This window comes from Billgrantia endophytica, assembly GCF_002879615.1.
Taxonomy (GTDB): Bacteria; Pseudomonadota; Gammaproteobacteria; order Pseudomonadales; family Halomonadaceae; genus Halomonas; species Halomonas endophytica.
The window spans coordinates 47,707-70,890 of sequence record NZ_PNRF01000020.1; the positions used below are offsets into that span (position 1 = coordinate 47,707).

At 54.2% G+C, this 23,184-nt stretch carries 21 protein-coding genes; 10 read left to right on the forward strand and 11 right to left on the reverse strand.

What is annotated here, in order from left to right:
- Positions 1 to 621: 621 nt before the first annotated feature.
- Complete coding sequence (locus C1H69_RS10315) at positions 622 to 1,014, forward strand: hypothetical protein (protein ID WP_102653322.1); 393 nt, start codon at positions 622 to 624, stop codon at positions 1,012 to 1,014.
- Between the two features lie 384 nt (positions 1,015 to 1,398).
- On the opposite strand, the gene C1H69_RS10320 is transcribed toward C1H69_RS10315, so the two are convergent.
- The 5 genes from C1H69_RS10320 to C1H69_RS10340 all read right to left on the reverse strand — a co-directional run bounded on the left by C1H69_RS10320 (position 1,399) and on the right by C1H69_RS10340 (position 7,399).
- A complete protein-coding gene (locus C1H69_RS10320; RefSeq protein ID WP_102653323.1) occupies positions 1,399 to 1,722 on the reverse strand; it encodes a hypothetical protein in 324 nt (107 codons plus the stop codon).
- Positions 1,723 to 1,842: 120 nt separating this feature from the next.
- Positions 1,843 to 3,261, reverse strand: a complete 1,419-nt coding sequence (locus C1H69_RS10325) for a UvrD-helicase domain-containing protein (protein WP_102653324.1) — start codon at positions 3,259 to 3,261, stop codon at positions 1,843 to 1,845.
- A complete protein-coding gene (locus C1H69_RS10330; protein ID WP_102653325.1) occupies positions 3,248 to 4,981 on the reverse strand; it encodes an ATP-dependent nuclease in 1,734 nt (577 codons plus the stop codon). The genes C1H69_RS10325 and C1H69_RS10330 overlap by 14 nt, the downstream gene beginning before the upstream one ends.
- A 36-nt stretch (positions 4,982 to 5,017) precedes the next feature.
- Complete coding sequence (locus C1H69_RS10335) at positions 5,018 to 6,076, reverse strand: DUF3800 domain-containing protein (RefSeq protein ID WP_240609901.1); 1,059 nt, start codon at positions 6,074 to 6,076, stop codon at positions 5,018 to 5,020.
- Between the two features lie 546 nt (positions 6,077 to 6,622).
- Positions 6,623 to 7,399, reverse strand: coding sequence for an ArsR/SmtB family transcription factor (locus tag C1H69_RS10340; RefSeq protein WP_205738457.1), 777 nt, complete (start codon positions 7,397 to 7,399; stop codon positions 6,623 to 6,625).
- 36 nt (positions 7,400 to 7,435) lie between these two features.
- Between C1H69_RS10340 and C1H69_RS10345 the strand changes: the two genes are divergently transcribed.
- The 3 genes from C1H69_RS10345 to C1H69_RS10355 all read left to right on the forward strand — a co-directional run bounded on the left by C1H69_RS10345 (position 7,436) and on the right by C1H69_RS10355 (position 10,777).
- Entirely contained in the window at positions 7,436 to 8,674 is a 1,239-nt protein-coding gene (locus tag C1H69_RS10345) for an MFS transporter (protein WP_102653326.1), read from the forward strand.
- A gap of 164 nt (positions 8,675 to 8,838) precedes the next feature.
- Positions 8,839 to 9,771, forward strand: coding sequence for a DMT family transporter (locus C1H69_RS10350; protein WP_102653327.1), 933 nt, complete (start codon positions 8,839 to 8,841; stop codon positions 9,769 to 9,771).
- A 4-nt stretch (positions 9,772 to 9,775) separates the two neighbouring features.
- Positions 9,776 to 10,777, forward strand: a complete 1,002-nt coding sequence (locus tag C1H69_RS10355; protein WP_102653328.1) for a TRAP transporter substrate-binding protein — start codon at positions 9,776 to 9,778, stop codon at positions 10,775 to 10,777.
- A 221-nt stretch (positions 10,778 to 10,998) separates the two neighbouring features.
- Here the strand turns inward: C1H69_RS10355 and C1H69_RS10360 are convergent, their stop codons facing one another.
- The 5 genes from C1H69_RS10360 to C1H69_RS10380 form a co-directional block, all read right to left on the reverse strand.
- A complete protein-coding gene (locus C1H69_RS10360; RefSeq protein ID WP_102653329.1) occupies positions 10,999 to 11,862 on the reverse strand; it encodes a hypothetical protein in 864 nt (287 codons plus the stop codon).
- Positions 11,863 to 11,913: 51 nt separating this feature from the next.
- Positions 11,914 to 12,489 (reverse strand): hypothetical protein, encoded by a 576-nt coding sequence (locus C1H69_RS10365; RefSeq protein WP_102653330.1) that lies wholly within the window; start codon positions 12,487 to 12,489, stop codon positions 11,914 to 11,916.
- Positions 12,490 to 12,632: 143 nt separating this feature from the next.
- Positions 12,633 to 13,529, reverse strand: coding sequence for an AbiTii domain-containing protein (locus C1H69_RS10370; protein WP_102653331.1), 897 nt, complete (start codon positions 13,527 to 13,529; stop codon positions 12,633 to 12,635).
- A gap of 209 nt (positions 13,530 to 13,738) precedes the next feature.
- Positions 13,739 to 15,475 carry an ATP-binding protein gene (locus tag C1H69_RS10375; protein WP_102653332.1) on the reverse strand — a complete coding sequence of 579 codons (1,737 nt, stop codon included), beginning with the start codon at positions 15,473 to 15,475 and terminating at the stop codon, positions 13,739 to 13,741.
- A 1-nt stretch (position 15,476) separates the two neighbouring features.
- Complete coding sequence (locus C1H69_RS10380) at positions 15,477 to 16,754, reverse strand: SIR2 family protein (protein WP_102653333.1); 1,278 nt, start codon at positions 16,752 to 16,754, stop codon at positions 15,477 to 15,479.
- A gap of 711 nt (positions 16,755 to 17,465) precedes the next feature.
- Between C1H69_RS10380 and C1H69_RS10390 the strand changes: the two genes are divergently transcribed.
- Entirely contained in the window at positions 17,466 to 18,062 is a 597-nt protein-coding gene (locus C1H69_RS10390; RefSeq protein WP_165789459.1) for a DUF4879 domain-containing protein, read from the forward strand.
- Between the two features lie 424 nt (positions 18,063 to 18,486).
- On the opposite strand, the gene C1H69_RS10395 is transcribed toward C1H69_RS10390, so the two are convergent.
- Positions 18,487 to 18,969, reverse strand: coding sequence for a hypothetical protein (locus C1H69_RS10395; protein WP_102653336.1), 483 nt, complete (start codon positions 18,967 to 18,969; stop codon positions 18,487 to 18,489).
- A 635-nt stretch (positions 18,970 to 19,604) separates the two neighbouring features.
- Here C1H69_RS10395 and C1H69_RS10400 point away from each other — a divergent pair.
- The 5 genes from C1H69_RS10400 to C1H69_RS10420 all read left to right on the forward strand — a co-directional run bounded on the left by C1H69_RS10400 (position 19,605) and on the right by C1H69_RS10420 (position 23,066).
- Positions 19,605 to 20,147, forward strand: a complete 543-nt coding sequence (locus C1H69_RS10400; protein ID WP_102653337.1) for an STY4534 family ICE replication protein — start codon at positions 19,605 to 19,607, stop codon at positions 20,145 to 20,147.
- A 202-nt stretch (positions 20,148 to 20,349) separates the two neighbouring features.
- On the forward strand, positions 20,350 to 21,177 hold the full coding sequence (locus C1H69_RS10405; RefSeq protein ID WP_102653338.1) for a DUF932 domain-containing protein: 828 nt from the start codon (positions 20,350 to 20,352) through the stop codon (positions 21,175 to 21,177).
- Positions 21,178 to 21,455: 278 nt separating this feature from the next.
- The gene (locus C1H69_RS24405) at positions 21,456 to 21,584 is read left to right on the forward strand and encodes a hypothetical protein (protein WP_276308761.1); all 129 of its coding nucleotides are present in this window, start codon (positions 21,456 to 21,458) and stop codon (positions 21,582 to 21,584) included.
- A gap of 180 nt (positions 21,585 to 21,764) precedes the next feature.
- On the forward strand, positions 21,765 to 22,145 hold the full coding sequence (locus C1H69_RS10415; RefSeq protein WP_102653339.1) for a hypothetical protein: 381 nt from the start codon (positions 21,765 to 21,767) through the stop codon (positions 22,143 to 22,145).
- Between the two features lie 75 nt (positions 22,146 to 22,220).
- The gene (locus tag C1H69_RS10420; RefSeq protein ID WP_102653340.1) at positions 22,221 to 23,066 is read left to right on the forward strand and encodes a helix-turn-helix transcriptional regulator; all 846 of its coding nucleotides are present in this window, start codon (positions 22,221 to 22,223) and stop codon (positions 23,064 to 23,066) included.
- Positions 23,067 to 23,184: the final 118 nt, after the last annotated feature.

Sequence of the window (23,184 nt, forward strand, 5' to 3'; positions counted from 1 at the left end):
GTCGGGTGCGATTGCTGGTGCAGTGGGCGGCTCTGACGACGGCCAGTTCCCTGCGACAGCCCACGGGTGGTTTCCTCATCTCTCGCTGGAGGCTCACGGCCTCCAGTTCCTTGGTCTTCTCCTTCGTCACGCTGCACGCCGCCAACCTTCGGAACAGGCAGCCAAGAGCGTTTGCGCTCTCATCCGAACAGGAGATGACACATGCGCCATCCCTCTCTTCAGTACGGTAGGGGTGCAGCGGGCTTTACGGTAAGCGGGTTGCGCCACGTAGCGCATTGTCGGCTGACACAATGACAAGGCATCGCCAATGTCTCGCTATGCGTTGCTGATGCGTCAGCACCATGCCCAGGCAGTCCCGGTCTTCAAGACTGCGCCGTGGGCCTTCCACGTTGACCATTCCAGTCCGCTTCGCATCGCTTGCGCGGACGCCGCCAGGACCTGGCGCCGATGCCTTTTATATCCACGGGAAGCATTCATCCCGCCGGGATCGGGTGCTTCCGATCTTCTACGAACAGGAGCGCACCATGTCCTTCGACTCCTCAGCAGACGAGCCCTGGCAACGGGTGCCTGAACGCAACGCCTCGCTCCGTAATCCCCTTCCCAACTCAAGGAGACCTTGTCATGAAAACGATCACGAAAGATGTGCTTTTCGATAAGATCGCGCGCAATGATCGGCACTTCTCGAAAGCACCACACGCCTTCTTCCATGCCTGGGCACGCGGTGTCGAGCTGGCCGGCCCCAAACTGTTCGGCGACGGTACCCAGCAAGGCCTGCAAGAGGCCGTCAGCAAATGGGATCTGTGCCCGAATCTTGAGGCCATCCACCAGACCATCGGCGTCATGAGTTCCGGCGAGAAGGTCTTTCTCGCCGCCATGGTGAGCTTCTACAACGTCGGGGACGGCGGAGCGCTACTCAAGCGTGTCGGCGTTCACGGGCTGGCTGACTTGGGCGGGCTCGATCTCGAACGTCGGCGAGTCATCGGCGCACTGATCCTCAACTACAGCGGTTGGTAGACGACCCTTACGAAACGGCCGGCCACCATTCCTGATGATCGAACTTCGCACCTTCTCCACCCACTGGGCTCTTGCCCAGCAGGAGAAGGGCTCCGCCTTTCCTCTAACGGGAGAATTCCCATGCCTCATTCACGAAACCCGCTCATCCGTGGCTATCGGATCTGACCACCTAGCGTCTGCTGGCAATCAGCTACGAGGATGACTGCCCGATGTCTTATCTTCCTTTGCACCTTGCAAGTCCATTTATGTGACGAACAGGTCCAGCGGCATCTCTGCATTTTCTGCGACGACTTCGCGCTGATCATCGAGGGCCAGTTCGTCCCGGATGACCTGGATGCACTCTCCAAGACAGACTTTGAAAAACAATCTTAACCCTGGACCTACTCAGAATCGCTTGATATCGACTACATAACCAATGATGGGGTAACTCGCTTTCCTGGCAACCCTCTCGGCCTCTATCTGTGCCTCTAGCTTGGAGATACTGGATGAGTGATACTCGAACACAGAGTCCATCTCAAGCTGCTTGGTCCGGACCGCCAGCTTGACAATGTGGCCCGTCTTCATCGCCTTGGCATCTTGCTTTTCGGGCTTGAAGGTGGGGATAGACGTTGAGCGTTGAGCTGACTTGCCTCGTTGAGAACTTGGCTCAAAGAAGGCATAGAGTTCTTTCTGCATCCGTTTTTCGAAATCGGCTAATTCTGTATCCATATGGGGCCCTTCGGTGGCTTATGAACACAAGAATGATACCTGAATTGTGTAGGTTCCTACTATCGGGCCAAGAGCGAACGTTTGAAAGCGCCTCCGGGTCAACTCCATCCCGGGGTTTGGCTAGCCAACAACGGGATTCGGGCTACACACAACGAGCTTCATAGAGCCCCTGGTCATGGCCACATATAGGTGCTGTGCGCTCATCCCCTCTGTATTCACTAGCACCGCCACCTCAGCTTCCAACCCTTTGAGCAGCAACGTGCTTCCAACAGCACGTTTGGGAAGCGGGCGTCCCAGCAGCCGATTCTCTTCCCGCACGCGCCTGGCTGCTTCCGCCAATGGGATGGTTCCCGGCGAGGCGTCCCGGAGCGCCTTGAGAACACCGTAGAGGATGGCCGGCCGGTGCACGCGCACGTTCGGCTGCGCACGCAGGGCCAACAACAACTCTGTAGCACCGGTGAGCGATGGCGATTGAGCGAAAGCCAGGGCACGACTCTCCGCCACGCTTGGGGGATTTCTTGCGGTTCCTCTTTGCAGGGATCCCAGATGCCGCGTCAATTCCGGCACACCCAGATTGGTCATGACGCTCTGCGCCAGTGCCAGCAGTTGTCCCAGCGCATCAGCTGATTTCTCATCAAACCCGTTGGCGAAGGCAATGAGGTCTCGTAGGTCAACTGCCTCGACCGTCGAAGCTCCTGGTATCTGGCTCGCAAAGTTCTGTTGAGCTGCCCGGTTGCGGCTGTCGGCAATGATGAGCACTCGCCCATCAGCGGTAGGTGGCACTGCCCTCGCCGCGGCTAGGCGCTGGGTGTGATCGTTGGGCGGCACGGCCTGGATCCAGGTTACGTGCTCCGGTGGCCCACTGCGCAGATCCACCGACTGGCCCGTAACCAACCTCCCGCGGGCCTCCAGCAACCATTGCCCAAGTGCTTCCGCACCGGCGTTGCGCCATCGCCAGGGCGTTGCCAATTCCCCGACGACTGGGAAATGTGTGCACACCTGCTGGTTCCAGTCGACCAGCGTATTGCCACGGAACCCGAAGATCGCCTGCATCGGGTCGCCCAGCACGCAGGTCGGGAGGATCAGCGAGAGGAAGTAGACGATGTGGTGCTGAGGTACCGAACAGTCCTGATACTCATCAACGATGAGGTGCGCATACGAGGCTTTCAGCACCTCGCTAATATGCTCGGTTTGCAGCAACCTCCATGCGGCGTCACGGATTGCCGGGTAGTCGTGTGCAGGTGCTGCTAACTGCAGTATTTCTGGATTGTGGGCACTGCGCCCAGGGAAGGACGAGATAAGCCGGATGGCCCAGCCATCGATGGTACTCAACCTATAGGCGCTCGTTGGCACCCCAGCGCGGTCCAGTCGGCCGCGCAAGGCCGCAACCCCGGCGTTCGTGTGTGTTAGCACAAGGATGGGCTTGCTGCCCTGATGGCCGGCAAGCGTGTGGGCGATCAATTGCGTCTTGCCGCAGCCAGCCGGTGCGGTGACGGTACCGCGACTGATCACACGAAGATCGATTTCAGCGGGGCGCATTTGCGGCCCACCCGAATACTTGGTCTATCAGCTCACGAAAGCCCGGATCACAATGAGGCAGGTCTGGCGCGACGATGGTCCTGGCCACATCCTCCATCCAGGAAATGGACTTAAACCAGCCAGCCTTTCGGATGCGCGCTGCCTGACCGAGGGTAGCCCTGTGCTCCGCTGCCAGCGCACCGGTGTTATGAATCTCGTCCCAGACCTGCTGAAAGGTTAGCGTGTTGTTCGAGGCTGTACGCAGGTGTTCGATAATCAGGTCGCCATGCAGCTCATTGGCATAGGTGATCAATTGTTTGCACGCCTCTGGCGTGAGGCTGCCGAATAGCTCGTCCTCCAGCGCACGGCCCAATCGGTAGGCGACGATGGCGCCGCCGCTCTCGATAAATGCCTGCTCGATTGCCGGCGTGGGTTTCTTGTCGTCGTCGCGCAGCACCATGACCCGATAGCCTAGGATCTGGAAGGCCACAGCGCGAGTGTACGGTCGATCAGGATCCCCGCCACCGCAGTCGATGAGAGCGACCCCCAACGCCGCCAGCGACACGCCTCCTTGCTCGAGATTGAACAGATCCAAGCCGCGTAGCAAACCGATCTCACTGGCACCCTCGCACACGACTACAGACCCTGCCAAGAAGGCCTCAGGATAAAGGCGGATCGTGCTCTGGATGCCATTGTCGGTCCCAACCGGGTAGGCCTCGTGGCCTTGAGGACTACGGCGCAGCACGAAGAGCTGGTCGCCCGACAGTTCTCTCAGCGCCACGGGGGAGTGAGTGGTGAGGAACACCTGCAGCGGAGCAGCGTCGTCCTTCGCACCGAGGGAGCCCAGGAACCGGGCAATCCGGTGCGGCTCCAGCCCATACTCCAACTCATCCGAGAGCACAATCGACGCTTTGCCAGCCGCCTGGCGCTGCAGGCCGGCGACGAGCAGGCGCGTGGAGCCGACACCAAGACTGCGAAGCGGGATGCCACTTTCGTTGTGCAGGGAGATGGTGCCGCCACCGAACGACACCGAATGCGAATCCAGGAGCGCTTTGGCCTTAGCGCCGATGTTGACGCCCAGTTCCTGAGCGGTGTCTGTGACAATCCCCAGCGCTTCTCCCAACTGTTGTTCGGCCTGGTCTCCGAAGGCGCTACGTGCATCCCTGGCTGCCTTGACAAGGGCGGCTGATGCGTCAGCTCGCTCCTCCGAGACGCGGTTCAGAACGGAGCCACGCTGCCATCCCAGGTTGACGTTTGCGAACGCGCCGATACGTGTGGGAGCCAGGGCGACGCGATCCTTCCACGCGAGCGTCTTGACGATGCCTTGCTGTGCCGCGCGCTCGGAAACCAAGGTCCAAGAGGGCTCCAGATCACTCGCGACGGTCAGGTTCAGACAAAGCACGACCTCCGCGTCGACCAATGGTTCATCTTCGACGGCGCCGGTGGTGGCGTTGAAAGCACGCAGGAAAGCGCCGTAGCTCTCCAGTGTCCTCATGGCATCGTCAAGGCAACCGAGCGTTAGGGTGATACTGATCGGGGACGTGATGTCCAGGTCGAAGAAGTCCGCATCCGAGAACTGGACATTGCGCCTGGCCCCAAGGCACAGGTCGATTGCATCCAGCACTGAAGACTTACCGCTGTCACCCGGACCGATCAAGCAGTTGATGCCCGGTGCCGGACACCAGGCTAGTCGCTGGATGCCGCGAAAGTTGGCGATCTCGATTTTCCTGATTCGTGCCATGTAGTTCCTCCCTGCTGGTATGCGTCCGTGGCAGCTTCACGTGGGTTTCGTGCCGAAGTGCTTGGCGAAGTAGTCGATCATTTCCGCCGCCTGCGCACCTTCACGGAATTGCTTCTGTTCATCGAAGTTGATCGATGGCACCAAGTGAATGAACTGCTCATCGGCGTACAGAGATAGCACGGCCTGTGGGTTCAATAGTGGCGGGCGCAGGCCGGTCAGTCCGTTGGCGGCCTCGATGGCGGCGCCGATCATAACGTCGGCGATCTGCACGGCTGGACTGGTCTTCGAATCGACCTGGGTCACGGAAGATAGCTTGAGCGGGAAACGGATGCTCGCGATCTGCGTCTGCCTGAATTCGACTTCATCCTGATGGCCGATGTAGCGCTGCAGGAGCTCGTGATACCTGAGCAGGTTCTTCGACTGATCGTGCATGACCAAGTAAGGACCTGATGCCATCACCTCCATCCGGGTGATCAGGGACTGGAGCACCACCATCGCCGCATCGGTCGAGACCCCCGGCGTGGCGATCGCGGACAGGCACACAGGCGCCCTAAACGCAAGCGGCCCCAGTGCTTCGGGGATTTCACTCCAGTTGAGCTTCCTGGCCGCCTTTACCAACGCCTCCAGGGCCTGCGGGGTCTTTTCCTTCATCGCCCTCTGAAAGGCCGCAAGCAGATCATTGAAGGCCGACTTGCCGAGCAAAGTGGGACCGACAGTGTACAGAAGCGAAGCCAGGGCATAGTTTTGCCCATCCTTGTAGAAGTCCTGACCAAGCTCGTAGTAGAACGGCTCGACAGCGTAGTCCAGAAACATAAGGAGCAGCAGGAACCGCTTGTCGCAAACGTAGGTCACGCACTTGTGCTGGGAGAGCACGGCGCGCTGCAAGTCGATCAGCGGCTGCCGGTAGCCCGGTCGGCGTGCCAGCGCGCGGTACTTAAGTTCGGCCGCCTGAAGCTTTGGGAAATACTCTCGGATCAACTGTGCCGCTTCGTCATCGCTGATGGCCACCGCCGCAGCACCTTGGAAGCGCTGCTCCGGATTCAATAGGTCGAACCCTGTGTAGCCGCTCTCATCGATGTAGAAACACTCCATCATCGTCTTCCCAAGTTGCGTATTTCCTGAGTGGGAAAAAATCTTGAAACTACTTATTAAACAAATATATTAGAAATTTCTCTTAACAGGCACTCAGCCAAATATACTGGCGTTCCTATGCAAGCGGCAGAGCCGTATCTATCAAAGGATGCATGAACGCTTCGGCATGTTCATCGGCAACAAGGACGTGACTCTGACCACAGCAGAGCGCCCTTTTCTCCGTGATTGTTCTAATGGCCGCTCTGGCCCGATATCAGCCGTCAGCACCCGATGCCCCACCACCACATGTTAATCTTTTTATCCTCAAAGTATCTCTGCTTCCAGCACCTTACTATTTGCGCTACGTCAACGCTACAGATAGTGGGATGCCTCTACGCTATCCATAGCCCTGCTCCCGGAAAGGGACTCAGCCGGCAATGAGGCACTTCAACGCCGTGATGGTGCGATTTTCCACGCGGACTTCCAGGACTTGTCGGCGGTGTGTGCGCTGAGGTCGAGTATCTGGCAGATCTTGCTGGTTAGCCTAGCCCTAGACAATACCAGGGCTTCTCAGCGGAGAGCGCTGTTGGATCTGGAGCAATCAGCTTTCGTCGTCTCGACCTCGGCACCGAAATGCGTATTGAATCGTGCAGCGCCCTTGGCCGTCAATTGCAAGGCCCGGGAGTCCAGTGACTTAACCAACCAACCTTTCTCGTTCATCAGCGTCAATAGCGCGGCGGCCAATGCCCCACCCAGATGAGGACGTCGTTCGCTCCAATCCAGACACGGGTAGGCGAAGCGCCGGCGCTTTTTGCGGGTTTCAAGGAGATCCACGCCAAGCCTGACGAACCCTTCCTCACCTTTTTCCGTCAGGAGGTAATCCGTACCCTCCAGCAGTAGCCAGCCGCTCTGCACCAATGCGTCGTGCAGTATGACCGCGACTTCACCAGCCATATGGTCGTAGCAGGTGCGTGCATGTCTCAATCCAAGGGGCGTGGAGGGTTCGAACGTTGCCAGGGAGGCGCCGGCGACCCTCAGCAAGGCTTCCAGCGCCGTTGCCACTTCCTTATTAGCCAACCGGTAATAGCGATGTCTGCCCTGCGCGGTGACCTCGACCCACCCTTGCTCGCGGAGCCTTGCGAAATGGCCGCTGGCCGTAGAGGCACCGATATCGGCCAGGGCCGCTAACTCCGTCGCGGTTCGTGCCCGGCCATCCAACAGGCTGCAAAGCATACGGGCTCGCGCTGGATCGGCAACGGCCGCAGCGGTGCCGGAAAGCCTGAGATCGACCGCTTCCGCATCCATGGTTCGATATATCCCGAAGTGTCGATTGTCCGTCTTGAGCATACTGCATTTTTCGATATGCCACGTGGATTCCGAGCCATGCAACGGACGAGGTTCTTTGGCTGGACGGTGGTGGGAGCCACCTTCGTACTGGCGACCTGCGGTTGGGGCGTGGGCTTCTATGGGCCACCGATCTTCATGCATGCAGTCGTCCAGCGAACGGGATGGCCGGTCTCCTGGGTATCGGCTGCCGTAACGCTGCATTTCTTGTGTGGCGCCCTGGTGGTGGCCAACCTCCCTCGACTCTATCGCTGTTTCGGCATTCCCATCATCACGGTGCTGGGTGCAGCGCTGCTCGCGATTGGCGTGCTCGGTTGGGCCTCGGCTCGCTTGCCCTGGCAATTGTTCACTGCGGCGCTATTCAGTGGATTTGGCTGGGCAGCGCTCGGCGCCGCGGCGGTCAATGCGATCATCGCGCCGTGGTTCATCAGCGCACGGCCCGCGGCGCTAGGCATGGCGTATAACGGGGCCAGCCTAGGCGGGTTGATCTTTTCACCGCTCTGGGTCTGGCTGATCGGTGCCTTCGGCTTCGTCACCGCCGCCTGGGGAGTTGGCCTGCTGCTGGTCGCCATCGTCAGTTCGCTGGCGACCCTGGTATTCTCGCGCACGCCCGAACAGCTCGGTCAGCATGTGGATGGTGGCGGTGCCGACACGTCGACCAGGAGGGCCGCCTCGGCAGCTATGTCGCTTCCAGGGAATTTGTTGTTCATGAGTCGGCGATTCCTAACTCTGGCGACGGGGATGTCGCTGGGACTGTTCGCCCAGATCGGCCTGATCGCACACCTGTTCTCGCTGCTGGCACCCCGGCTTGGTGAGCAATGGGCCGGCTGGGCAATGGGACTCGCCACCCTCTGCGCGATTATCGGCCGAACGTTGGTCGGTTGGCTGCTGAAGCCGAATACAGACCGGCGTCTGGTAGCCGGCATGGGCTATGCGACACAGCTCGGGGGTTCGATCGTGCTGATGCTGGCGGGCGATCACTTGGTCCTGGTCTGGCTTGGCGTGGTCCTGTTCGGCTCGGGCATCGGTAACTCCACCTCCTTACCCCCCCTCATCGCACAGGTCGAGTTTACCAGCGAGGATGCCCGGCGAGCCGTTCCGATGATCGTCGCGATCTCACAGGCAAGCTATGCGTTCGCCCCGGTAATGTTCGGCCTGCTGCGCGAGTCGACAGGCCCCCCGATGAACTCGTCGATGCTTTTCTTCGCTGTGGTGGCTCTGGTCCAGGCGGTGGCAATGTTCTGCTTCATGCGAGGACGAAAGCTGAAGAATCGTTGAATTGGCAGAAAGCCATCACTTCGTGTGTCCGGTAAAGCACCCGCTTCCAAAACAAGGACACTACGAAACAACGGCGCTGGTGCTGATACGTGACCATCGTGTACCTTGAAGTATGATGCAGCCTATAGGCTCAAGATGCCAAGGCCTTCTGTAGAGTAAAAATCATGAATAAATATCGAGCCTTGTCACTGCTTGTCCTGGTTGCCTTTTGCTGGGGACTGAATTGGCCTGTCGGAAAGTTATTGTTGCAAGACATTCCGCCTCTCTGGATCGTGTTCTTGAGGTCAGCCGTTGGCACAGTGGCACTGTTAGTCGTGTGTTTTGCTTGTAGACGCTTGGTCGTGCCTAAGCGAGAAGACCTCCCGGTAGTGCTATCCGTCGGGTTACTGCATATGACAGCCTTTTCCGCATTCGTCAGCTTGGGTCTACAATACGTCACAGCGGGCCGCTCGGTGGTCCTGGCCTATACGACGCCGATCTGGGTAATACCTGCCGCCTATTTATTACTAGGTGAAAGGCTTTCACGCCCACGGGCAGTGGGATCTTTTTTGGGCCTAGTTGGTTTGCTCGTCTTGTTCAATCCCGGTGATTTTTCATGGGCTGATATCGATTCTATTTATGGCAACGGCCTTATCCTGATTGCTGCACTCTTTTGGGCCGCTAGTATATTATATATCCGCATTCATAAATGGGTTACTCCGCCCTTCGAGCTGACATTCTGGCAAGCATTGGTTGCGACATTTGTGCTGTTTCCCATCGCTGTCTATTTTGAAGGCGTGCCATCGATTACCTTCAATCTTCGTGTGGTACTACTCCTTCTTTACGGTGGTGTATTTGGCATAGCGGTCGCCTATTGGGCCATGACTACCGTGAATCGGGCCATACCTTCGGCAGCGACGTCGGTGGGCTTGCTGCTTGTTCCTATCTTTGGCATTGCTTGTTCATGGATTCTTTTATATGAAACACCAGATTTGGCCTTGATCATCTCGGCAGTGCTGATCATTTCAGGTGCTCTGCTAGGCATACTGTCGCGAGGAAGTGACAAGAACACCTCCGACTCAACAAGCCTTGAATCCCGACCAGAACCAAAAGACTGACACTATGAAATCCTCTATTTCAAAAAACAACATCTCCACATTAAGCTTACCAGCATCGTACAAGGCGACCGTACCCGAAAAAGTTAACTGGCTAGCAGCATCCGAATATCCCGCTACGACTATTCCGGGAATTGGCCTGGAGACATTCTCCCAGATGGCAAGTAAATACTCTTGGGGGAAGCTACTGATCAGTAATCGATTCGATTTTCCTGTTGGTGCAATTGAAATTTTCGACTACGTAAGAGAAGACAGGGTTCAAGTTGCTGATATTCATGGGGGACCTCTAGGCTCCATCGAGCCAGTTTTCAACCTGGTCTCTCTGCCTTTTTTGACATCCTCTATAGACGATACAAAGTGCCTTCAGGCAGCAACTCGGAAGGTATACGGACAGCGATTCGAAAGAAATGGATTGCATCTCTTATATTCGGCACCGTGGCCGGCAACTGGCTTGTGGTCCTCCTCTCCGGTAGCATCCATGGATGATCTAAGAAAGCTCCGTATCAGAACCTACGATACCACCTCCGCGGCATTGCTCGCATCAGCCGGAGTCACGGGAGTGAACATGCCATTTGGTCAAGCCATGCCGCTCATCGCCAACAGCGAAATTTCTGGCGTCATGTCTTCAGGCGATGGTGGTGCTGGCTGGCAGTTATGGCAGCACCTTAGATACTTTACGGCGTTGAATTATGCGGCGCCACTCTCCTTTTCTGTAGTAAATAAGTTGGCCTATGACAGCTTGCCCAGGCAATTGCGAGACGCCGTCGACCGGGCTGCTGAAGATACCGAGGCTAAGCTTTGGGATATTATGCAGAAGAGACAGGAAGAAAATTACCAATCCATGAAAGAACATGGTGTTTCCGTACAACTGATAGTCGCTGATGATGTAAAAATCGAGCTACAGAGAAATGCAAGAAATATAATTGATGCTTGGGTTGATAAAACTGGGCCTGATGCTACGATGCTCTTGGAGGATTTCGAATATCTCAAGAGAGTAGGAATTGGTTAATTCGGCCATGGCCAATATTTTCACCAATGTATCACTTTATAGAGCGCCTTACATTAACCCTACCCTGGGTTTCAGAAAGACATAATTTATCTTTCCAAATGCGTAGATAAGTGGCAACATTCGGCCAGAAGCGGTCGTTCAGCATGGCCTGATATAAGACGTAATTCAGCCGGAGCGAAACCGTTTGCTGCAACTTTAAGTTAGGCCTAAGTCTCCGTCGTTCACCAAACTATGCGTCCGCCATTGCCGACCTTGGCTTGCCTAGCCATGCTCTCAAGTACGCTAGCTTGCTCATCTGTAACCTTGAGGGGCGAAAAGCTAAACTCAGCATAATTTCCAGTATGATCAGAAAAATATCCGGTGTAAAACCACACTTCAGGAAATGGGACAGCATCCAAATATGGCTGTAGCGCCTGGGCCGCTTCCACATACTCATGGGCATCGTAAACACTGGTTCTATTATCGATAATTATAACGGTGTTGAGCTTACCGCCATGCCGCTTCTTAACTTTCTTGTCGATGACTGCATATAACTGGTCCTTAAGATGCTCTTGCGGATCGTGCAGGGCACTTACAAAAATTCGAAGATGGTCATCCTTCAAAGGGTTGTCCACCATCTGCGCCGCTTGGACGCCTTCGGCCTCGTACTCTTTAATGAGGGCTGCGAGGTATGGCTCAGGGAAGACCTTTGCCAACCAACGTAGCTCATGTAATGGGAGAGTTTCGCAAGCAACGCAGGCACTCAGTCTTTCCTCGCGTTTATTGATCTCAAAGTGAGCAGGACTGTCCGCTATGGATGTCACCTCTATATTGAGACACAGCCCAGTACTCAACTCTAGGGTAAAATCCCAAGGGTTGTCTCGAGCCACCTCCCTTACGCCGACATCCTTGTTCCAAAAATGCATTACCATATGGCGTAGGTAATGAGTGGAGATAAGGCGCTCTCGCTCGAACACATCAGGAACGTCAAGGAATGCCCTACTGGTAATCGAGCCGTCCCTCTCGATCCTGTAGAACACCTTGCAATTCGGCTTCCCAGTAGGTTCTTCGGTCGGGAAGAAGGCAGCTTTCTTAATGACAATCACAACTAAAACTCCTAGTAACTTTCTCGCTAATACTCTCACTCCCAAATGCAATCAATACTTATACACCAAGTGATCATAATTGCCATCAATAAGTCCAGCCTCAACACCAAATAGCTCACCAACTTCCTTTATCGCAGAGAGAACATCATGTTGAATTTTCTGCATGCTTTTTTCTGAGAAATCGTGCTGAAACTTAGCTGCAAAACTGAACCCGATGTAAACAACTTCATCCTTGTAATGCACAAGATAGTTTCGCATATCAAAAAGATATTGAACACCAGCTCTCCAACTCGAACTTCCATAATTCAGCCCGCTGAGCCTGTATAGCTTCTTTAGCTTCGCTATTGTACTCCCATAGCTTCTCTCGTCCTCTTCTTTAGCTATTGGGTGAGAATTCCACGCCAAGTTTACAAACGCCTCAAATGAAACAGCCCAGCCAAGGAAAGCCTCAATACAAAGAGCTATGGTTTCATCATCTTCAAACCCTGGACCTTTAAAGAAGTAAGTCTCTCCAGACTCGGGTACAGAATCAGGAACCTCAACCATTCTCTTCTTTGCCTCATCAAACTTAGTGTTTGCTCTCCTAAGCATGAGATGCTCAACATTCAGTCTGTAGCCATATGTCATATATATTCCTGCACTTCAAAATTTCATCAAGGAGGTCTTTTGTCGGCCAGAAGCGGTCCTTCATCATGTGCTGATATAATGATCCGCTCACCGGCAAATTGAAGCGAGGCGCAGATTTGTCCGTGTGGAGCGGCTTTTTCGGTTCATAGCAGAACCTTCCCAATCTCCATAAGTACTTGGGCCGCGGCCCCACCACCTGCGCCTTCAAGCACAGCACGTATACTTTTCAATGATTCCTTTATTATAGGGGGCTTTGGCTTCGGTGAATTTAGTTGCGCTTCGATGGTTTGAAGGTCCGACCCTATCTCGGATATCCTCTCCTCGTCGATACCAAGATTGTTTAGATTGTCCCTTATGATGCTAACCACATTTTGGATCTTCCCGATATTCAAAGCAGCTTCAATATACTGGCGATTCGCGTGACCGCTAGCCTGCTGAAGATTCGAGCCAGAGACATCTCCAAAGAAATTGTTTATGTTATAGCTATGGCTGGCTGCTGCCTCCTTTTCTGACTCGGAAAAGCTTAACCCGTCTCCAAGAATCCCATTATCCTCTAGCTCAAGAGCCCAATTTAGGATTGCATTTCGCACAGAGTCCACAATTCTTGACAGGCGCGACAACGGGACAAAAAGGGTAAATTCTGTATTGTTATTGACGAGACTACGCAGAGCCTGTTGTTGACTTGGAGAAAATGGCATATGCAGTCTTGAATCTGATCCACCCTGGCCAAGAATATTTTCTATTTCGGAGATTGACTGCCCCGTGTATTGAGTTGAAAGTGTCTCCATAATTTCTGCGTCATTTATGATAACTGGAATCCAGCCATTATAAGGATTCCAGCCTTTTACTTGTCCGACCAGCTCACGATATTCCGGGATATCAATATCGCCTTGGTAACCGGACAGCTCACTTTCGATCCATGACAGGAACTCTTGCTGTTTGAGCTTTCTAGCTACCACGAGCGCCTTTCGTAGTAGATCTGTTATGGCAACCGCCCTGTCTAAGGCATCTCTCTGAAGTTCAATTACAATTGATGACATGTCAGTCTCCAAGGAGCCGAACAGTGATTAGACTGTGCGCTCAGATATTGGATGGACGTGCATGCAGAATTTGCAGGCTTCTCCGCTGCGGGTCGTCAACCGCCCCATCAGCATAAGCTAAAATTCCTCACTCGGCCAGAAGCGGACTTCCATCAATCGAAGACCAAATCAGAAGAATACAAGACTGCTACAAAAACCTCTAGGAAAGATTAATATGAAGCAACCTCGGATTTCCAAATTGTTTGAAAATCTGGTCCATCTGACAAAGGTGGAGTAATTGGCTTATCTATTTGAATAGTCATCGGTATTGGGAAATCAACACCAATCACAGCAACCTCTCCCTGCTTTAAGTTCGGCAAAAAAGATGCTGCTGAACGATCGATTTCGCCGCAAGCTCGTTCGACTACCTCGCGATCTCTATCATTGGTTAATCGATGCACTAGGAGTGTTCCCATTTGACTAAGGACACCTTCCGTTATATCTCGGGGGCGTTGAGTTGTCAGGCATATATTCAGGCCGTACTTCCTGCCCTCCTTTGCGATAAGCTCGAAAGCATCCAACTTTGTAGAGTGATCTTCTGCACCTACTCGCTTACCAAGAAAGTTATGCGCCTCGTCTACTACGGTCAAAAGTGGCATAATACGAAACCGTTCTTCCCTTGCAAACATTAACAGCTTTCGACCAATTACATTAGCCAAGACTTCTCTCGCGTAGAATTCGTAGCTTACATCACTCAGGCAAAGTCTAAAGACTCTCATGTCATTTGAAAAAAACTCCTCTAGGGCCTCTGTGAGAGTTTTTAGCTGTTCGTCGCTTTGAAATACAGCCTTCAGAGACGGAGTGTAAGTGACAGCTTGTATTCTAGTTAGCAATGAAGAGCAATATCCAAGATCGTTATTTGCCGCTCCCCATCTATCATCATTATCCCAGCAACACTCTTCTACAATTTGACGGGCTAGCTTGCTAACATCAAACGGCTGTGAAGGATCATCGACAAGTTTTGAATTATCTCCTGCATTCATAGCCTGCCTATACAAACTCTTAGTTTGCCCAATCTTACGAATCAAACCTTCCGGGAATTTGTCTGGAGCTAGAGAAGCCAGCCGAAGGCTTTTAATCGCTTCCTTCAACTTTGGACCTTGCACCTTACCTGATGGGTCAAACATTGCAATAAAATCCGACTCAAAAAAATCAGTCGGAGGGATTTTTATTTCTGAAGAATTATAGCTTTTATGTAGTGGGCTCCCAAGATGATAATGTACTATCGAAGCACTATTTAATGAGCGATATTCACTTGTTGCATCAATTATTATAACCTTAGCGCCTGAAAACTTTTCACATTCCTCTATAACTTTCGCTGTAGTCCAACTCTTCCCGCCACCAGTTGAACCAAGAATCGCACAATGTCTACCAAAAAGTTTCTCAGGAGTAACATAGATACTACTTCCTTCCCCTCCGGCAGCCTTACCCAAATTAATAGTGACATTAGCCGTTGTCACGGAATCAACACCATCATTCATCAACTGTGGCAATGCTGACAACAGTTCAGTAGGGGCAGAGAATACGCGGTCACCTAGTCGCGGGTATGCAGATATTCCAGCTTGAATTCTGAGGTTTTCTATATTTATAGAACCCAGCAACTTTACATACCCAATAGCATCAAGCTGGCTTGAACCTTGATAATCTTGAGAGAGTTCCGTTCTATCTCGATCTGGCAATCGAACCTCTGTAACCCGACCAAGAACTATTGCCTGCTGCCCCTCGATGAGAACTAACTCTCCCACTTCACCCCTGCCATATCTCGCCCCTTTTATATAACTACCGCTTACATCACCGGCATGTGCAAGGTTGATTTTTACCAATTGAGCCGTAACGGTCGATACGACACCAACTTTTAGCTCATTATGCAATATGCCAGAGCCCGTAAAAAGAGCATCCAATTCCATATTATTTTCCCGCCTTTTTTATTGCTTTTGCTAATTGCTCAGCAGGGCTCAGCGCTCTAAGATTTGGAATATACTTAACAAAATCGCTGAACGAAGAGTTAACAAAGTGAATATCATATCCACTAGACGACAACTCGGATAGCTCTACCCAGTATTGGCTGGAGCCATTTTTTCCTAAATTATCTATATGATTTTTAGCCTTATAATCAGCAACGATGAGCTTCAAGCTTGGGTTTGATTTAATAGCGGACACGATAGGCTCGGACAGATGATCATCGTTAAACCCAAAGCCGGACATCAATAGACAGTTATTGGGTGTGCGCAATGTCTCGAAGAATCGAGAGAGCAACTCAAGGTGAGGCTGAATAAATGCTTGCTGGTATTTCCCCTTTGCCGGATATATAAGTGCCGCGCTCTCAGGAGACGGAAGAGAACACTCGAATATATCATTGCCAGACCGCTCCCAGCTTACCGATCCATGAAGTTTGAACAGTTGCAAGACGCCTTCCACAAATTCATGATTATCGTTTTCTCTACGAACCACGTCATAGTTAAAATAACGACCGTCAAATCGACGATGTCTGGTATAAGAAAAGCCATCAACTATCATCATCCCCAAATCAGACCCAGCCGTCTCAAAACACATGTCATAGTTTGTTGTAAATACTTTTAGACGAGGATCACGAACCCTGCGGCGAGCCAATTTTTGCAGCAAACCACTGTAAGAAGAAATATCACTACCTTGCTGACCGATAAATGCAGAACAAGATTCTAGTATTATCCCTTTAACTTTTATCAAAAAATCTCTGACCTCTTCATCTTCTCTGAATAGTAAAAAGGCATCGCACTGAGAAAGAAAATGCTCGATATTAGGATTTTTTCTTTCAGAGTAATTGACTTTATCACATATGACAGAAGCAAGTTCCGTCAATTGTCCATATTCCGGCTCATCTTTGTGAGCGCTGGGTTTGACCCACATGGATCTACACCACAAATCCCACATGCTAGGGCCAGCCACTTCTCCCAAAGAAGTACCACTGCCCGCAAAAAAGGCTAGATTTGGTAGTTGCAATGCAGAAGAGAGCATATCATTTAGGGACTGCTTGCTCTCAGCCAACCATTTCTTCTGTTCAGAGTTAAGCGGAGCTTCCGGATCTAACTCCTGATGTTCACCATAAAGAATATTAAATGAGGATTCATCTAATGGAGCCCATTTGGTAGCGCCCGGTTTCAAGTAGGCTAAAACTCCTTCCACGCCGTCAGCATCTTTATCAGCCATACCCCTCCCTCAACAACAAGAAATTAGATGGAATGTTATAGCATTTTTTCGAGCGGCCCGTTTAATGATCATGCCCGCTCTGGGTCGAGAGCCGTCTATCAGGCCACACAGCGAAGCCCAACTGTTGGACGTTAAAATACGGGGTCATTGACGACATCCAGCCATATGGCGACCTGCCAAACAAGTAGTATTGAAGCAGGCCAACGAAGGCCGTGCGGGACGCGCAGATCTGTGACATGACTCCCCGTACCTAATTCTCATTTTTCTTCCCGCTGCTCTAGGGCGCGGTGTGGTCGAGATCCAGCTTGCCACGAGTTGAGGGCGACTTCCAGTAGAGAGGTATGACGACTGCTGTCTCCCAGGGGATTGCTACGGGTTCACCGACATCAGCACAACTCGTTCGACTCCCAACAGCCAAGCCCGAGATTCGCACGGGTTGGCTAGCCGAAACTTACGCCAGCACAAGCCTGCCGGTCTGGGTACTGCGCAGTGCCGCTGGTTATTACATCGGCACGTTTGATCACGATGGCGCTGTCCCGCGAGATGGCCATGTGCTCTTATAGCCATTTTATGCAAAAAATTATTCAACCTGTACTTTAATGCAGGGCAACAAACGTAAAAAAATACTAAAGTAAAACTCCTATTTAGAATAACACACCATGAAATCAAAGGGGAAACCCAATGAGCACGAATATAAGGAAAGTTGCTATCATGAAGAAAAATTATCTAGGTCTCATCGTGGGGTTCATGGTGCTGATTTTTGGCGCCAGCGCGCTCGCTCAGGACGGTGATGAGGAACAGGAGGGGCGGCCAGTCGTTCCGGCTATAGTAGCAATTGAGGAGCTGGAATCCGAAGGCGTACAAGCGGAATTCGATGCAGTGGCAGATACGGATGAATCCGCTCCACGACAGCCAGCATCGCCGCTGACCGAAATGTGGGTCTTCGCTGTGTACTCCTCAGATTGCGGAGACTGGGAAATCTTTCCCTCGCCAGGCACGTTGTCAACGAGCTGCGGCCACGGCGGGGCAAGCCTTCGGGCAGCAGTACTGGAGGTAGGTTACGGCAGCAATCCCATTGCCTGGTACCAAGGCGGCCAATTGCCTTCTTCCGCTAACTATGAGACTGAGCTGTGGTGTGATCAAGGCGGCGGTGTTCTCGCCCCTTGCTCTCCAGGCCAAACCGTTGCTGCCTTCTTGCGGTATTACAATCTTGACGGCAGCTCTGTTTCTGGCATTTTCGCTTATCAAAACACCTCCACCAACTCGCCGTGGAACACCCTCAGCACGAGCATAAACATTTTGCCGTGAAGGGCCGTGTCAAAACACCGCCCGCTTTGGCACACTGCCCATCAGGTTTTCCCTGATGGGCAGTTTTCATCATGGCATGCTACCACTGGCGACTCCCTCGAGCAGCTTGACCTGCTGTCGCCTTTCCTAGATGAGCCGATTTCCGAGGGTCACCTCGTCCGTGTCATGGATCTCTAACTCAAGTCCCTCGACCTCGAAAAAGCTCGAGGAAAACTGAGCCTAACGGTGCTGGCGTACAACCTGAAGCGGCCGATGCTGCATGTTGGCGCCAACGTATTGATGCAGCGGCTGACGATGGCACTGGCCTGAGGCCAACCCACCTATCGGTACAGCATTCGTTGCCGCTCAACGAAGTCGCCCCGCATGGCGGGGCAATTGGAGAGGCCGCTGGCTGTTTTTACACAGCCTGGAGACCGCCCTCTCATCATATGCGAGCATCGAAGCGCGTTATCTGATCTTGGGAACGCTCCATCAAGTCCAACGCATCCTGAATCTTGCTAGCGGCGTGCGCGTCGCCACGTTGCTGATAAAAGTCCCTGTTGCCCTGCAACAACTCGAAGAAGTTAAGGCGTTCAGTTGAGAGTCCGTCACCGCCGCCGCTAATGGCGCGACCGTGCTGATCAATCCGCACTTCGGCAACCCAGCCCAGGAACGGTTGCGATTCATCGACAGTCATTTGCCCACTGCGAAGCTGGTCACCCATCCACTCGCGCAGCTCTTGGCGGGTCATATCCGTGAAATCGGCCTGCTCGATCTTAGCTGACCCCGCCTGGGTTGCAGTGCGCTCACTGCGCTCGGTTTTCTCGGCTAACAGCGCTTCAAACGACGCCTTGGCGTCCATGCGGGTCGCGTTTGCGTTCGCGTGCTGGCTGGCGAACGGATAGCCTGACCCTCCGTCGATTTTCATCAGTGCCTCCTCGTACATTTCAAACATCTGATCCCATACTGGGCAAGACTTGTACCAAGCTTTTGATGGCATCGGACAGTTTGGCCCACGTGGCCCGTAAACCAGCCAACGAGCAGCCGGCGGATCAGGCTCTATTTCGGAGCATTGAGTCCGACACTCATCCTGGCACCGGGGCACCGTCCAACATCACCCATGCTGGATCACATATACATCTCAGCTCAATGTCGATTGCTACGATAGCCAGACCCGGTTCGCCGCCAACCAGCACAACACGTTCGACGCCGACGGGAAGCCCAGTCGCTTGTTTCTTCCACGAGTGAAAATAGGGGAGATCGTGCGTACCGTTTTCCGATGGCCGATCGGCTAGGCTGGTGCCATGCTGCCACCATGTTCCGCCGACTGAGTGTCGGCAACATACCCAGGTAGCCACAATCCTTGAGGCTACGGCGCGGTTGCGACTGCGTTGATCGATCCAGTTCGCGAAGCATCCCCCGCGCGAACGCTCATCAGCGTGCTGATGAGGGATGCACCATAGTTCCCACTGGGTCATCCGACCCAATCGGCCCATGCGGAGGCTCCCCCTCCGCAGGACGGGTGTGCCTCCGCTTTCCGCTTCTCAAGTCTGGAGACTCATCATGGCTACCTCATACCCTGATACATCGTTTTTCGACCTGCATACCACGGGTCTGGGCTATCTCAATCGCATCCGCGAGGTCAAGCCCAGGAAAGGTGAAGCGTTCCTCGCCTGTGATATCGCCGCACTCAATGGTCCCAGTGATGCACCTGAGTATCGCCGCTTCGATGTGAAGGTTGCAGGGAGCGAGGCGCAACACTTGGTCCGCCGCTGCGAAGAAGCCGTCAACGCTGAACGTAAAGTGCTGATCGGATTCCGCCTCGGCGACATGTGGACCGACATCTTCACCTATTCCAAGGGAAAGCGTGCCGGCGAATTGGGCGTCAGCCTAAAGGCCCGCTTGCTCTTCGTGAGCTGGATCAAGGTCGATGGCAAGCTAGTGTACAAAGCCGCGCCCAATTTGCCCCGTCCTTCCGAGCGTGAAGAGACATCCCCTGTCACGCCCAATACGGCAGCCACCCAGGACTCACCGGCTACCGACGGCGGTGCCTCTGAAGGCGAAGCCGTCGACGGGCAAGCGCCAGCCCTGGCGGAATCGTCCTGACCTACAAGGCCCCAGAGCCTTGTCACTCATCTCACGCATCCATACTGCCGGCACCTCGGTGCTGACAGCATGTGATCGCCCTTATTTCAACCTCTGAAGCCTACCAGCCCAGCATCATGGGCCCTTTTTAATCCTATGCAACCGGCTACTCCGGGTGTTCCGTCTCGGTGTGCCGCTTGCAGCAATCGTCTAGGAGACAACCATGAAACTCTCTTCTCGTTTTGCATCTCAGTCCCCGATACTACGTGCGAACCTTCCCTTGTCGGATGATCAAATCCGTGCCGTGGCCCCGTCCATTTTCGCGGAAGCCCCGCACGAAAGTCGGTCCGAGCGGTACAGCTATATTCCCACGGCCACCGTGCTGGCTAATCTTCGTAAGGAAGGGTTCCAGCCCTTCATGGTGTGCCAGACCCGCGTGCGCAAGGACGACCGTCGCGACTACACCAAGCATCTGCTCCGCCTTCGCCACGCCAGCCAGATCAGTGGCAACGAAGCCAACGAGATCATCCTGCTAAACTCCCATGACGGAACAAGCAGCTACCAGATGTTGGCCGGCATGTTCCGATTCGTCTGCCACAATGGCCTGGTCTGCGGCGATACGCTCGCCGATGTCCGCGTCCCCCACAAGGGTGACGTGACTGGCCAGGTCATCGAAGGCGCTTACGAAGTCCTGCAGGGTTTCGAGCAGATGCAGGAAGCGCGCGATTCCATGCGTGCGATCATGCTGAAGGCCGGAGAAGAGAATGTTTTCGCTCACTCCGCACTGGCGCTCAAGTATGACGATCCCAGCAAGCCCGCGCCTGTCACTGAGAGTCAGTTGCTCATGCCCAGGCGCTTCGATGACCGCAAGACCGATCTGTGGTCGACCTTCAATCGGGTGCAGGAAAACCTCGTCAAGGGAGGGCTGTCCGGACGCACCGCCAATGGCCGGCCTCAGCGTACCCGCCCTGTACAGGGTATCGATCAGAACCTGCGCCTAAACCGCGCCCTCTGGATGCTCGCCGAAGGCATGCGCCAACTGAAAGCCTAAGCCACACACGGACCTCGCCCACCTCGGGCAGGTCCGTTCTTCTATTTACCCGCCGCGCCTTGATGCACGAGAACGCCATCTTCCTGCTCGACGAACCGCTCCTTCTTTGCGTGGCTGGGTGATTCCCGGCAGCAGATCCAAGCCGTTGCCACGGATATGAACTCGGCCTTCGATCGCGAAGTGAAGGCCCAACAATCCATATCTTTCTATTTTCCGGCGCGAAAATCACCCGCGAGAGCCGTGATGCCACCTGGACCGGCCATGGCACGTCACCGGACATGATGATGGCGCTGGATGATGGCGCTGATGGCAGCTACGGGCAGGAACTCGCCACCGCATGGCTGTCGGTAGCTGAGAACGGCTTGCAGTGGATGCCTGAAATTGCCTGCCACAGACTGCCGGGTTAAACTAGTCCATGATTCTGTCCATTCGCATATCACGGACCAGAAGAATTCATTTATAGTCAATAAGTTATGGGTCGGATTCGATTCCCTTCACCCGCTCCATTTCGCTGCAGGCTTCCATCCGCGTTGGTGGTACCTCTCGCCCTCCTGCATCGAGCCCTGGCTCCCCGACGTGGCTTCCGCATGGCGCTTTTTCTGCTCATCTTCGTTGTCTGCACCCTCATTATAGGCAGTGTGCTCCTGGTCCTGCTGTTCTCTCGCACCCCACGCTATCGCACCGAGCCGGAACATATGCTGGAACTTTTCGATAAAGCACTGGAGAGTCGGATCAGCCAGACTGAGTGGAACACCGTCATTGGCTACCCGATTCGCCATGATGACTACCTGGATGGCGTGAGACGCCGGGCACAGCGGTTGATGGATGACCATGGCCGTCATTGGAAGGTCGCACAGGGCAAGCCCCTGCTCGACCACACAGGACAGGAGGAGCTGGCAGCACTGCGTGATCACCTGGCCGCTCATACCAGGCTGAGGAATCAGCAGCACGATGGAACCGAGCGTTGAAGACTCGTCCAAGGAAGGGTAGGGGCGCGAATATGATAGGCTGCAACGAGACGTTATCCAGGCCGGGAGTCGCCCATGCCTAGCGCCATTCGCCAGATTCCACTCGACACCGCCAGCCAGCACCATGCTCACGACTTCCATCAGATCGTCATCGGTCTGAAGGGAAAGGCAGAGTTCGAAATCGAAGGATTGGGCGGCACCATCTCGGCACTGTCCGGATGCATCGTTCCGGCGAATCACGTTCACTACTACATGGGGCAGGGTGAGAACCGTCAGCTGATACTCGACCTGCCTGCCGATGCACCCTCGCTCACCGGCTATCATCACGAGCTGTCGCGGCTGTTCGACGCCCCCCGCTTCTTCGCGCTCGACGATCCCTTGAAGCGCTACCTCGACTTCCTCCTGCATGAACTGGCGGCCACCCACGATGGCTGGAACGCCCCGGCTCAGAGCGACCGCCTCGCTGCGACCCTGCTTGGATGCCTTCATGCCCGCCTGGGCGGTGACACACCGCCGCCGACAACCCGGCGTCTGGACCTGAACACGCTTGACCGCTTCATCGATCAGCACCTCGCCTGTTCGCTGACCGTTGGTGATCTTGCCGAGCAAGCCTGTCTGAGCGAAGCGCATTTCCGCAGCCGTTTTCGTGACCAGACCGGCCTCTCTCCCTGGCAATATGTTCGCCGCCGCCGTCTGGAAGCGGCACGCCGCCTGCTCGAGGAGAGCCGCCTGCCCCTGTCGGAAATCGCTGCCAACACCGGCTTTGCTCACCAAAGCGCGCTCTCCCACGCGTTTCGCAACACGTTCGGCTGCCCTCCCAGCCAAGTTCGACAGCGTCTCGACAAACTGCACTCACTGGCCATATCCACCGCACCCAACATGCTACTTAAGTCTAAACTCCAGCCCGCCAGCAACCTTTAGCCGCGAAATCCACAAACATTCCCGCGAAATCGACAAGCGATCTGGCACGGAGCGCCCTACCCTCAAGGTAATTCACCGGCTACGGGCGAGATGCCCGTGCGTGGCCGTGGACTCGCTG